This is a genomic window from Alkalihalophilus pseudofirmus OF4, from assembly GCF_000005825.2.
In the GTDB taxonomy this organism is placed as follows: Bacteria; Bacillota; Bacilli; order Bacillales; family Bacillaceae_D; genus Alkalihalophilus; species Alkalihalophilus pseudofirmus.
This window is the reverse complement of the sequence record NC_013791.2, coordinates 365,969-378,715: the sequence shown is the minus strand read 5'-3', so window position 1 is coordinate 378,715 and position 12,747 is coordinate 365,969. Positions and strand designations below refer to the sequence as shown.

The following is a 12,747-nucleotide window of genomic DNA, read 5'->3' as shown; positions in this document are numbered from 1 at the left end:
TTCTAACATGACGATGCAAGCTTTTGTTTGTGATAGCACACAAACTGAAAACGCTTCACTTGTGATTTTCAACAAAAAGACTGACGACTTATGTCTTATTTTATAGAGTAAGGAGTTTTCCCATGAGCGATAACAAACGCGAATCTTTCAATCGGCAGTTTGATTCATTAGAAGAATTTGTTGATACGATTAGCGAACGTCTTCAGTGTCCTGTAACTATTGAAGATTCAAATCACCACCTGCTTGCCTATAGTTCTCATGATGACGGAACGGATGCCGCTAGGATTTCAACTATTATCGGCAGACGCGTGCCAGAGAAAGTCATTAATCGCTTTTGGAAAGAAGGGGTGATCCCAACCCTTAATCAAAGTGATGAACCGCTTATTATTCCGCAAATCAACGATATCGGGCTTGGCAATCGTGTTGCCGTCTCTATCCGAAAAAACAATGAAGTGCTGGGCTACATTTGGGTGCTTGAAGTCGGTCGAAAGCTTACGGATGAAGATCTAGCCGACTTGAAGTTCGCTGCAAGCAAAGCCAAAAACCAACTGCTTCAATTAAACATGCAAAAGAAAAAGAAAGAAAAGAATCATCAGGAACTGCTTTGGCAGCTGATTACAGGAGATGCTAGAGACCACAAGCATATCGCTGATCAGCTTTCGAAAATAGGGGTTAACCCAACTAAACCGCTGGCTGTGATTTTATTCAACTTTGAAGTAATGTCCGATGACTTGTATAAAAAGCTTGTTTATGTTGCAAAAACAACTCAAAAAGTAACGATTTTAATTCAGACCTTGGATGAGAATCAAGTCGTCTTTCTCGTGTCCTCCCCTGCTTCAAATGATTTTGTAAAAGATACAAAAGAGTTTGTGGAAACTTTCAAAGCTCAAGTAAGGGAACGTTTTGGGATAATGGAAGTTACGGCGGGCTGCGGGTATGCGTACGACAATTACGAGTGGATTAAGAGGAGCTATGATGAAGCAACAAAGGTCATCACGTTAAAACAAACCTTTACTAAAGAGCTTCAATCAGCCGCTTTTTATCATGAGCTTGGGGTATTTCGCTACATTGATCTGATTCGTCAAACAATTAAAGAACAAGAGATGACGGTCAACCCTGCTATCCGCAAGCTTGAAAAGTATGATTTGGAGCATCGGACTAACCTGCTTGAGACATTAGGCATCATCCTAGACAAAGACGGCAACATGAATGAAGCCGCAAAAGAGCTTCATTGTCATGTGAATACGTTAAATTACCGTCTTAAACGAATTCAAGAGATTGCAAACATTCAATTAAAAGACCCCGTTCAGAAAATTGGTCTCTATTTAGATATGAAGGTCTATTTAAAACGCTAGTCAATGATTTGGACCATTTGTTAAAAACAACAAAAAAACGTTTACATTTTTAATTTTACGCACAATGCGTTCCTCCTTTTGTGGATTTATACTAACGATATAACAAACATCCGACTTAGGGGGACGAAAAACATGATTATCGGTATTCCAAAGGAAATTAAAAATAATGAAAACCGCGTAGCAATTACACCAGCAGGAGTTGTTGCTTTAACAAAAGCAGGCCACCAAATTCTAATCGAACAAGGCGCTGGAATTGGCAGCGGATTTGAAGATGTAGATTACACAGCTGCTGGAGCAACAATTATTCCAGAAGCGAAAGATGTATGGGCTAAAGCTGAAATGGTGATGAAAGTTAAAGAACCATTAAGCTCTGAGTACGGCTACTTCCGCAAAGGATTAATCCTATTCACATACCTTCACCTAGCTGCTGAGCCTGAACTTGCAAAAGCACTAGTAGACAGCGGCGTTATTGCGATCGCTTATGAAACAGTTGAAGTAAACCGCACTCTTCCTCTTTTAACTCCTATGAGTGAAGTGGCTGGACGCATGGCATCACAAATTGGTGCTCAATTCCTAGAGAAGTCTAAAGGCGGAAAAGGAATTCTATTATCAGGTGTTCCTGGAGTTAAACGTGGTAAAGTAACAATCATCGGCGGCGGTGTTGTTGGTACAAACGCAGCTAAAATTGCTGTTGGCCTTGGTGCTGATGTAACACTTATCGACTTAAGTGCAGATCGTCTTCGCCAGCTTGATGATCAATTTGGAAACGATATTCAAACACTTATGTCTAACCCGCTTAACATTGCTGAGGCAGTAAAAGAATCTGACTTAGTAATCGGTGCTGTATTAATTCCTGGTGCAAAAGCTCCTAAGCTTGTAACAGAGGAAATGATCAAATCTATGACTCCTGGATCGGTTGTTGTTGACGTAGCGATTGACCAAGGCGGTATCATTGAAACAGTTGATCAAATTACAACACATGATAACCCAACGTATACAAAACACGGTGTTGTTCACTATGCAGTTGCTAACATGCCTGGAGCTGTTCCGCGCACATCAACAATCGGCTTAACAAACGTAACAATTCCTTACGCTATGCAGATTGCTAACAAAGGCGTAGAAAAAGCTGTTGCTGAGAACCCTGCACTTGCTCTTGGTGTAAACGTTGCAAACGGTGATGTAACATACAACGCTGTAGCACGTGATCTTGGATATGAGTTAGTATCTGTAGAAGATGCATTAAAGAAAACACCTGTTCAAGCATAAGAATCTACTATAATATAGACTTACACGAACCCCCTCGGTCACCTTAGACTGAGGGGGTCTATTAAAAGATACGCTTATATGTAAAAGGAGTTTGCCAGATGAAGACGAGCAGTTTTAGAAACACCTATGCACAAATCTCATTACAAGCCCTAAAAGAAAATGCAGCTTCTTTTAAAGCTTCCCTACAATCTCCTGCATGCAGATTAATGGCGGTTGTAAAAGGAGACGGGTACGGACACGGGGCCGTTGCTGCAGCTAGTTCAGCCTTAAACGGCGGAGCAGACTATTTGGGAGTAGCCATTCTTGATGAAGCGATTGAGCTTCGTGATGCAGGAGTTGAAGCACCTATTTTAGTGTTAGGCTATACCTCTCCGCATGCGTTACGAGAAGCGATTTCTCGCAATATTACGCTCACTGTGTTTTCTACTGATGTTCGGGATGCATTGCTTGAGGTGGCTTCTGAGGCCGAATCGCCAATAAAGGTTCATATTAAAACTGAAACAGGCATGGGACGAGTAGGTGTGCAGACCAAAGAAGAGCTGCTCGACGTCATGACTCCTCTCTATCACCATAATAATATTGAAGTAGAAGGCATTTTCACCCATTTTGCTGAAGCTGATAACCTGCAGTCTACCTACACAGATGAACAATTTGCACGATTTCTATCATTTATTGAGGCAATAGAAAAAGACGATATGCACGTACCGATTAAACATTGCTGCAATAGTGCAGGAACTCTCTTCCATAAGGATAAACATCTTGATATGGTACGTGTCGGCATCAGCCTGTACGGGTTAAGACCGGACGTTTCCTTAGAATTCCCAATTGAGCTTACTCAGGCAATGCGGTTATTTTCTAGTATTGTATCGCTTAGAAAACTGCCTGAAGGTTCATCAATTAGTTACGGAAGAACACATAAACTCTCATCTGAAAAAGTTGTGGCTACGATGCCGATCGGATATGCCGACGGTCTTTCCCGGGCCTTATCTAATAAAGGGTTCGTCACTTTACACGGCCAAAAAGCGCCGATCTTGGGTCGCGTGTGCATGGACCAGACGATGATCGATGTAACAGATATCCCAGATGCTGCGCTTGGCGATCATGTGGAATTTCCAATCGATGAGATGGCTGAATTAACAGGGACGATTAATTATGAGATTGTTTGCGCGGTGAGTAAGCGTGTTCCGAGATATTACGAAGAGAACTAGGCTGGTTGATTAACGTGAAACCACACTGATTTGAAATCAGTGTGGTTTTTTCATATGTTTTAAAAAACGATTAATCTTATCATTTCATCTGTGATATATTCAATATTTTGATAGCCGGCTACAATAAAGGTTAAGTTAGTTCAACTGATTCTGTACCTTCTGTTTTTAAAGCATGGAGAATGACACTCTTTATGTATGAAGTCATCTCTCTTAACTTTTCTACGTTATAAATGCCTACATAGTATTGGATGACCAGCCCATCGACAAAAGCGACTAACAGTGATGCTCCATTATTGGTGTGAAGAACAGGATATTCCATGGCCGAATCAAGTTGCTGCAGTTTCATTTTCAGATGCTTGAGCATCTCAGTGAATGATTTGCTGAAAGTCCCTTGATAAATTTCACCATCTGAATAACGGCCCAAAACACTCTTGATGTCTTCTAGATTCTTATCATTATAATCCCAAGAATCATACAAAAACTGCTCAATGAAGCCTTCTACGGTTGTGTTTTCATTGTCTTTAACGGCTTTTATATAGTCACTTTCCAGTTGTCTTAATAATTTATCCATACCTTGTTGAGAATCTCTTCGTTCCATTACAAACAACCTCCTTTCTGCCCTCTACCCCTATGTTGGCTTTTTAAGACCTATTATTTTGTCATTTTGTTCATTAAAATAGCAGAAAAAAATTCGATTTAAATTTTTGATCACAAAAAAAAATAAGCGTACAAATCCCTGCTAATTTGTACGCTCATTCTATAATGTTCATACTTCCCCTCTCAAAACCTAACCCGTTTCGTTCCTGTCTGACCCACTTCTTTTTTAATTAATTCTATCTCTTTACTCGTTTGCTAAATCCCATAATACATCTTTCATCACTGCTACCCCGTCTACACAATCAGCTAAATGCGTAAACTCTTCAGGAGAATGGCTTTTACCGTTTACACTTGGTACAAACACCATAGCTGATGGTACGTATTTGCCCATAATCATCGCATCATGTCCTGCTCCGCTGACAAGTGAACGATAAGGCAGCTGATGACGCTCACAAGATGCCTTTATTGATTCTTGAATGGAATCAGGAACAACAACTGGGTCAATTTTCGTTAATTCTTCATGCTCTGCTTGAATGCCTCTACGCTCTGCAATCTCAGTCGCACTCGAAACAATTCTCTTATTCAGCTCAGCTAAACTTCCCTTATCAATATCTCTTACATCCACGATGACGTTAGTTTTTCCAGAAATGACGTTTGCTCCATTTGGTGAGACATCAATCTTTCCTACAGTCGCAACAGCCGTTTCGTTTATTTGTCTTGGAAGTTTCTCTACTTCTAGCATAAATTCAGCTGCCGCACATAACGTATCTTTTCTTAAGTGCATTGGGGTGTTTCCGGCGTGATCTGTTTCTCCAAGGAACGTAAATGATTGCCAAGTCGGTCCTGCAATACCACTCACGATTCCAATCTTTTCATTGTTTAATTCAAGCTGCTTTCCTTGTTCAATATGCAGCTCTAAAAACGCATGAATGTCACTCTTCTCACATTTACCAGATAATGCAGTCTCAGGATCATATCCTTGTTCCTTCATTGCTTCAGCAATACTCACGCCTTCTTTATCACGGTAAGTGTTAAGCTCTTCTTTTGTGATTTCGCCCATCAACGCCTGGCTGCCAAAGATTCCGTTATTAAACCTCGATCCTTCTTCATTGACAAAAATCACGAATTCAATCGAACGTTTAGGGCGCTTTCCTTCTTTCATTAGAGCCTCAATAGCCATAAAAGAGCTGATGCAGCCAAGCGGCCCGTCAAAATAACCACCGTTAGGAACGCTGTCTAAATGTGAACCAGTCATCACTGCCGGCAGATCAGGGTCCTCTCCTGTATATTTTGCAAATAGATTCCCAAAGCCATCTTCCCTAACTTCAAGCCCTGCTTCCTTTATCCAGCTGATAAATAACTCCTTAGCCTGCCTCTCTTCTTCGGTGTAAACGAAACGAGTGACACCGCCGTCAGCCGTCTTGCCAAATGCAGCAAGCTCTAAGATTCGGTTAGCAAGTGTGGCAGGGTCAATATGTGGATATTCTGCACATTGATTGACCCCTTCAAGTAAGCGCTCATCTGTAAAAACCGTTTGCATAACACGTACACTCCTATCTTATAAGAAAATATTACTTCCTGGGCCAAGCGGCAGACCGATGAAATACCAAATGATAAAGAAAACAATCCATGCGATCCCAAAGAAAATGCTGTATGGGAGCATTACTGCAATTAACGATCCAAGGCCGAGATTCTTATCATAACGGCGGGCTAATGCGAGCAAGATTGCAAAATATGCAAACATTGGTGTAATCGGGTTTGTAATCGAATCGCCAATTCGATAAGCAAGCTGCGTGAATGCCGGATCATAGCCAAGCAGCATAAACATCGGAACAAATACCGGTCCTAAAATCGCCCATTTTGCCGAAGAGCTTCCAATAAATAAATTCAATCCAGCGCTAATGATGATAAAGCCGATTAACAATGGCAGACCTGTAAAATTCAAGCTCTTCAAGAGATCGGCTCCTGAAATCGCTAAGATAATCCCTAAATTACTCCAGTTAAAATACGAGATAAATTGAGCCGCGAAGAATGCCAGGATAATGTACATCCCCATCGTCCCCATGGACTTCGCCATCGTATCAGCAACATCTTTGTCAGAACGCACAGTTTTTGTGATAAAGCCATATGTCAACGCAGGGAATAGAAATAGTCCCATAATAATTGGTACTAGCGAGCTCATGAACGGCGAAATAACAATTCCTCCATCATCTGCACGAAGAACGCCGCTCTCAGGAACAATCATTAAAGCAATGACAGCAAGGTACGCTAGTGTTGTCACTCCTGCCCACTTTAATCCTTTATTCTCAAGTGCTGTGAGCTTCTCTAGCTTCATCTGAGGTCCTGTGTATGTACCTAAACGCGGTTCAACGATCTTATCTGTGATCCAAACAGCGAGAGGAACAATAATAAATGCCGAACCTGCTAAGAAATAATAGTTCATTGCTGGATTGGCAATGAATTCAGAATCAATAATCTGTCCGGCCTCTTGCGTAAATCCAGCAAGAAGAGCATCAAGCATATTTACAATAAGGTTAGCACTAAAGCCCCCTGCAACCGCAGCATATGCCGCAACCATCCCTGCAATTGGATGGCGTCCTACACTCATAAAGACAAGCGCTGCGATCGGCGGCAGGACGATAAAGCCTGCGTCTCCAGCCATATTAGCTAGGATACCAGCAAATACAATTGATACAGTAATAAGAACTTTCGGTGAACCTAGTACGACTTTCTTTAATAAAGCAGATATAAGTCCTACTCCCTCAGCTACGCCAACGCCAATCATTGTTACGAGCACCAGGCCAAGAGGCGGGAATTGAGCAAAGTTTGTGACCATCTGTGTCATAATCATTTGAATTCCATCACGTGTGAGAAGACTGATCGCTTCAACCGTTTCATCCGTTGCCGGGTTAATCACGCTCACTCCTGCCATGGCAGCAAAGTGCGAAGCGATAATGACTAGCACAGCAAAAATAATGAAAAGCGTAACGGGATCCGGAAGCTTGTTCCCTACTTTTTCAATCATATTGAGGAACATCGTAAACAATCCAGATCTCTTTTCTGTTGTGATGTCTTGTTGGGTATTCGGCTGCATCATTTTCTCCCCCTTTTTATTATCAGATAATTTTGATAGTTACGATTATACATAGATTTAGTCTGTTAATGTAACAAAATCAAAGCTCTTAATTTATGAATATCACAATTTATCTATTCGATTCACCGCACCACTGCAAGAAAGAGAAGCGATCCATTTGATTTTTTTGTTTAAATCCATAATATACGAACTCATTTTTTATTAACTGACACATACCTTTACCTTCAAATACATAGTACAATGAATAGTATAATGATTCTGTAAATTAATAAAAGACTGAAGATTAGACAACTAGAGGTGAACGAGCAATGGAAGACACATTAAATCGAAAACAGCTTAAGCTTTTAATGGATGTATCAAACGTCCTGAATTCATCTGTTGATATCGATCACACAATAGATTCGATAATGAGAGAAACCATTAATGCGATTGATGCGGCTGACGGCGGCGTTCTCTTTTTATATGATGAAAAAGAGAATGTTCTACTGCCCAAATCATCACAAGGGTTTCGCTTGCATAATATTGACAACGTCCGTCTTGCACCTGGAGAATCTATGACAGGCCTCGCTTTTTTGGCTAAGAACTGCTTAGTCTTTCCAACACAGGAATTAATAAAGAAAACAACCTCCTCAATGAATAAAACTAGCTTCGTAGAACTTGAAAAAGCGATCCCTCACTACCCGTCTGCTGCCATATGTGCTCCCATTATCCGCGATGGTAAGTCTATCGGTGTAATTACCCTTGACTGTTTTTACTCTAATAAAGAATTTACACAGGAAGACATTAACCTTGTCGAAGCAATCGCCCACCAAGCAGCCGTTGCATTAGAAAAAGCAAATCTCTACAAAGCAAAAGAAGAACACCTGAATGAGATGCAGCACTTAAATGAGAAGATGGTAGAACAAAACGCTCTATTAAAACGGTCTATTGATATCCACTCCAATTTAACCGACCTTGTGTTACATGGTGAAGGGCTCAGCTCAATCATGCATTATATCTATCAAAACATTGGTTATCATGCCATTTTAATAAGTGAGCTTGGCCATGTGATGGCAAGTACTATAGATTCGCCATTTACACCTGCCGAAACACAAACGCTCCTAAACTCATTAGAAGAAGCTGCAAATGAAACGAATCCTATTAGCCCTATCAAGCTCACTTGTAAACAATTAGGCGACGTCTCTGTAGTGTTACTTCCTATTGGATCGGCAGAAGGGAATTTAGGAGTACTTGCGCTGCTTGCCGATGGTGAGATCAGCGAGATGATTTTGGCAGCTCTAGGTCACGCATGCGCTGTTATATCTTTAGAGATCCTTAAGAATCAAGCTGCCTTTGATACAGAACAAACGCTAAAAGGGGAATTTATCGAAGAATTACTCTCCGGAAATGTGGACCGCGCTTTCTTTGAGAGAGCGAAGCATCTTAACCTTTCTGAGAAAGGGCATTTCACTTCATTTATGCTTCGTTTTAGAGAGTTTGATGTGACCAATCAATACGACAATCACTTGCAAAGACAGATGGTTGTCCTCATTCAAAAATATATTGATGAGCATCTGCACAGCGGGGTAGCCGTTGCTAAAAATGAGCAAATCATTGTCGCAATCTCTTTTGAACATCCATCTGCCAGAGAGACGAGGGAATATCAATTAAACGAACTATTGTCGTACATAAAACAACAAATACAGCTGAAAGAATGGAAGACTGACATTCAATGCGGGATCGGCAGAAGCTACACCCATTTAACTCAACTGAAAAAGTCATTCCACGAGGCATCGAAATGCATCCAATTTTTGCGCAGCTACGATTTGCAGATAGATGAGTTAAGATATCATGACTTAGGCGTTCAGAGGCTTCTCTTGCAAAACACAAAAGAAGAGTTAACTGATTTTGTAGAAGAGACACTAGGCCCGCTTCTTCAATATGAACGATCTAAAAAAACTGAATTGCTAGAAACTCTTATACTCTACCTTGATCACAATCAAAATGTAAAAAAGACAGCCGAAGCGATGCATATTCATTTGAACACCTTAGCCTATCGACTTAAACGTGTAGAAACGATTTTAGAAGTAGATTTTCAAGACAGCCGCCAATTTCTTGATGTGCACATGGCTTTGAATTTATATCAATACCTGCAAAAGGGTGCAGTTGAAATTACTAGGATGTAAGTGATTATTTTCAACCTCTTCGGGTAAAGGAGAATAAGGGGGAAGGGTGATATACAATCAGAAAGGGTGAGGATATGTCCCTTACAAAAGAAGAGATTCATATGATGTTATATCACTTAAACGATGAGCAGATGATTAAAGTGTACAACTACATTCTCTCATTGCAGAAGGAGAGTCATACTGCTCCTTCTATGGAAGCTGATCGTCAGCTAAAATCTCCCGAACAGTAGAAGTAGAAAATGAACAACAGAAAACGTACAATAGAAACACAGGCTGCGATTCGTCCGCAGCCTGTGTTTCTTATTCAGCTTCTATTTTGACATGAGCAAATTGCGAGACATCAAATAATCCGGTATCTGTTAGCTTAAGTGCAGGAATAACTGGGAGCGCTAGAAAAGATAATGTCAAAAACGGGTTCTTATCCTGTTCATAACCTAACTTCTTCAATGCTTCATCAATTTCTTTAATCTGGCGGTTCACCATCTTATAAGGCTCAGATGACATTAAGCCGCCAATTTGAAGGGGTAAACTTGCGAGAATGTCTTGATGATCTGCTACCACCATCCCTCCCTTTATACGCTCTAACTCCTTAATCGCAGCAGCAATACTCTCATCATCTGTACCCAAAGCAATAATATTGTGAGAATCATGGGACACAGTGGTAGCAATGGCTCCTTTTTTCAAAGGAATCCCCTTTACAATCCCCACCCCAACATGGCCAAGCTCGTGATGACGTTCCGCAACGACAAGTTTTAATTGATTCTGTTCAACAGATGGTATGAATTCTCCACCTGATACCTTCACCTCTTCAACCAATGCTTCTGTCACAATCGAGCCTAACTTCACACCAATAACTTTCGCTTTATTTGATGCAAGCGGAAGCTTAAATGAGGCCACATCCCACTCTTTCATACGGACGCTGTCTAATAAATAAGAAGGCGGCTCAACTTCGCCTCTCAGCTCAGTGACAAATTTGTTGCCTTCAACGACCTTCTCACCCGCAACGTATACAGCTTCAACTTCCACCTTCTCTAAATCATTTAACACAAGAAAATCAGCTTGATAGCCTGGTGCAATCGCGCCCTTATCTTTCAACCCAAAGCATTCAGCCGCATTTAAACTCGCAAGTTGAACCGCTTGTACAGGATCCATCCCTAACTTGATTGCTTTACGGACGCTTGCATCAATACTTCCTTCTTCTATTAATTCATCTAAATGCTTGTCATCTGTAGCAAACACGTACCTTCTAGCATTATAAGGTGTGACGGTTCCAATTAATGCTTCCATATCTTTGGCCGCTGTTCCTTCCCGCATCAACACATACATCCCGCGAGCTGTTCTCATTGTCGCTTCACTCGCACGCACTGCTTCATGGTCATTTCTAATCCCTGCCGTTAAATAGGTGTTCAGTGCTGTTTCATCAAGTCCAGCTGCATGACCATCAATAATTCTGTTTTCTTGATGTGCAGCAAGCAGCTTCGTGACCATCTCTTCGTCTCCATTTAACACCGCAGGATAATCCATCACCTCAGCTAATCCATACGCATCTTTTTCCTTCATAAGACTCCCTACTTCTTCTGCTGATAAAGAAGCTCCGTTATGTTCAAATGGAGTGGCAGGAACAGAAGAAGGTGCCATGATCTTTACCTCAAGCGGAAGGTGTTTGGACGCTTCAATCATATATAAAACAGCTTCAAGTCCGCCTACGTTGGCGATTTCATGCGGGTCAGCGATAACCGTCGTTACCCCGCGAGGAAGAACGACCTTAGCGAATTCTTCTGGAGGTACCATCGCGGATTCAATATGAACATGACCATCAATGAAGGATGGAGAAATAAACTTTCCACTCATATCAATCTCAATCTCGCCTTCATAATCCCCGCAACCAACAATCATTCCGTCACTTATCGCAACATCTGCTTTATATGTGTTGACATTAAATACATCCACAACTGTGGCGTTCTTTAATACCAATTCTGCCTTTTCACGTTTAGATGCTGCTGCTATTCTTCGTTGTAATTGCTCCTTCTCCAATCTCGTCACTCCTTCAGACATTTTTACTATTGTAGTATGAAATGACGGGAGATGCACGGAGTTTGGGAGGAAAATAGCCATGAAGACTTTTTTAGAATACAAGCACACCTATATGGTATCCGCAAGAGTGTCTATTACGAACCTCTTTTATCGAGGCATGTAAAGATTGCAAGGCAGTATTTTATTATTAATAATCATAAAAAAAGATGTGATTTCATATAGAAATCACACCTTTAGAGTCACATGAGCTCATTTCTAATGTCGCTCTTTCCTATACCCCAGGTGCAGGAATGATTGTGACAAACCAAAAACTAAGTACAGCAAGTGAAGCTACCATAAACATTAATACCATCCACCCTAACCCTTTTACATCAAATGCAGTACGAGCATTACGTAATAATTGAGACAGTGAAGGCAGTTGACTCATGCGTACCATAATAATCTCAAGGGTTAAAAGGATCGTTGTAGCTACAGCCGACACTAAGCAAAATGGACAAATTGCTTCAATAACAAATAATTGCAGATAAACAAAAAATGCAGAAGACATCACACCAATCACTGTCATTGGCGTTAAAATTTTAAGAACTAAAGGATGACTTGAGTAAAACCACAAACCTGCGAGTAATAATACCGTTAGATAATAAAATGCTCCCAATAAAGCCAATGGAATACTACCTACATATGCCCATTCGCTAGTCATAACTGCCCACGGTGTACCAGTTACATCGAATTCAGCAGGCAATGGCAGTACCCAGAAGTGGACACCACTTAAGAACGTACTTACAGCCCACCCAATCGCTGCTACAGCAATAAAAGCAGCAAACAGCTTAGGTACCATCGTTCCATACGTATAGGTTGTATCATTAATTCTTTCTTGTTTTCCTTCTCTTTCTAACGTAACAGTGCTCTCCTGAACTATCTCTTTCATAACTATCCCTCCATTTATCATAATACCCCGTTAGGTATATGATCATATTAATATACCTAACGGGTATTTCAATAGGTGAGATAAGTCCTTCTTTATTTTC

Annotated in this window: 10 protein-coding genes; 5 read left to right on the top strand and 5 right to left on the bottom strand. The window is 40.9% G+C overall.

The features are described 5' to 3' along the window. Positions 1–122 precede the first annotated feature (122 nt). From BPOF4_RS01980 to alr, 3 genes are all read left to right on the top strand, one after another. Complete coding sequence (locus BPOF4_RS01980; RefSeq protein ID WP_012957377.1) at positions 123–1,355, top strand: PucR family transcriptional regulator; 1,233 nt, start codon at positions 123–125, stop codon at positions 1,353–1,355. A gap of 132 nt (positions 1,356–1,487) precedes the next feature. Further along, positions 1,488–2,621: an alanine dehydrogenase gene (ald, locus tag BPOF4_RS01975; RefSeq protein WP_012957376.1), complete on the top strand. Its 1,134-nt coding sequence runs from the start codon at positions 1,488–1,490 to the stop codon at positions 2,619–2,621. 98 nt (positions 2,622–2,719) lie between these two features. After that, positions 2,720–3,829 carry an alanine racemase gene (gene alr / locus BPOF4_RS01970; RefSeq protein WP_012957375.1) on the top strand — a complete coding sequence of 370 codons (1,110 nt, stop codon included), beginning with the start codon at positions 2,720–2,722 and terminating at the stop codon, positions 3,827–3,829. 130 nt (positions 3,830–3,959) lie between these two features. On the opposite strand, the gene BPOF4_RS01965 is transcribed toward alr, so the two are convergent. The 3 genes from BPOF4_RS01965 to BPOF4_RS01955 all read right to left on the bottom strand — a co-directional run bounded on the left by BPOF4_RS01965 (position 3,960) and on the right by BPOF4_RS01955 (position 7,520). Next, positions 3,960–4,427, bottom strand: coding sequence for a hypothetical protein (locus tag BPOF4_RS01965; RefSeq protein ID WP_012957374.1), 468 nt, complete (start codon positions 4,425–4,427; stop codon positions 3,960–3,962). Positions 4,428–4,670: 243 nt separating this feature from the next. Next, on the bottom strand, positions 4,671–5,966 hold the full coding sequence (locus BPOF4_RS01960) for a Zn-dependent hydrolase (RefSeq protein ID WP_012957373.1): 1,296 nt from the start codon (positions 5,964–5,966) through the stop codon (positions 4,671–4,673). An 18-nt stretch (positions 5,967–5,984) separates the two neighbouring features. Continuing rightward, positions 5,985–7,520 (bottom strand): AbgT family transporter, encoded by a 1,536-nt coding sequence (locus tag BPOF4_RS01955; RefSeq protein WP_012957372.1) that lies wholly within the window; start codon positions 7,518–7,520, stop codon positions 5,985–5,987. Positions 7,521–7,828: 308 nt separating this feature from the next. Between BPOF4_RS01955 and BPOF4_RS01950 the strand changes: the two genes are divergently transcribed. Next, entirely contained in the window at positions 7,829–9,685 is a 1,857-nt protein-coding gene (locus BPOF4_RS01950; RefSeq protein WP_012957371.1) for a helix-turn-helix domain-containing protein, read from the top strand. Between the two features lie 74 nt (positions 9,686–9,759). Beyond that, positions 9,760–9,915, top strand: coding sequence for a hypothetical protein (locus BPOF4_RS22105; RefSeq protein ID WP_012957370.1), 156 nt, complete (start codon positions 9,760–9,762; stop codon positions 9,913–9,915). Positions 9,916–9,985: 70 nt separating this feature from the next. Here BPOF4_RS22105 and ade read toward each other — a convergent pair whose 3' ends face one another. Beyond that, the gene (gene ade / locus BPOF4_RS01945) at positions 9,986–11,740 is read right to left on the bottom strand and encodes an adenine deaminase (RefSeq protein ID WP_041822547.1); all 1,755 of its coding nucleotides are present in this window, start codon (positions 11,738–11,740) and stop codon (positions 9,986–9,988) included. 250 nt (positions 11,741–11,990) lie between these two features. Next, positions 11,991–12,647: a vitamin K epoxide reductase family protein gene (locus tag BPOF4_RS01940; protein ID WP_012957368.1), complete on the bottom strand. Its 657-nt coding sequence runs from the start codon at positions 12,645–12,647 to the stop codon at positions 11,991–11,993. Positions 12,648–12,747 lie beyond the last annotated feature (100 nt).

What these genes read in the sequence shown, in the direction of transcription:
- BPOF4_RS01960 (WP_012957373.1), bottom strand. Translation starts at nt 5,966, where the DNA reads ATGCAAACGGTTTTTACAGATGAGCGCTTACTTGAAGGGGTCAATCAA.
- BPOF4_RS01955 (WP_012957372.1), bottom strand. Translation starts at nt 7,520, where the DNA reads ATGCAGCCGAATACCCAACAAGACATCACAACAGAAAAGAGATCTGGA.
- BPOF4_RS01980 (WP_012957377.1), top strand. Translation starts at nt 123, where the DNA reads ATGAGCGATAACAAACGCGAATCTTTCAATCGGCAGTTTGATTCATTA.
- ald (WP_012957376.1), top strand. Translation starts at nt 1,488, where the DNA reads ATGATTATCGGTATTCCAAAGGAAATTAAAAATAATGAAAACCGCGTA.
- alr (WP_012957375.1), top strand. Translation starts at nt 2,720, where the DNA reads ATGAAGACGAGCAGTTTTAGAAACACCTATGCACAAATCTCATTACAA.
- BPOF4_RS22105 (WP_012957370.1), top strand. Translation starts at nt 9,760, where the DNA reads ATGTCCCTTACAAAAGAAGAGATTCATATGATGTTATATCACTTAAAC.
- BPOF4_RS01940 (WP_012957368.1), bottom strand. Translation starts at nt 12,647, where the DNA reads ATGAAAGAGATAGTTCAGGAGAGCACTGTTACGTTAGAAAGAGAAGGA.
- BPOF4_RS01965 (WP_012957374.1), bottom strand. Translation starts at nt 4,427, where the DNA reads ATGGAACGAAGAGATTCTCAACAAGGTATGGATAAATTATTAAGACAA.
- ade (WP_041822547.1), bottom strand. Translation starts at nt 11,740, where the DNA reads ATGTCTGAAGGAGTGACGAGATTGGAGAAGGAGCAATTACAACGAAGA.
- BPOF4_RS01950 (WP_012957371.1), top strand. Translation starts at nt 7,829, where the DNA reads ATGGAAGACACATTAAATCGAAAACAGCTTAAGCTTTTAATGGATGTA.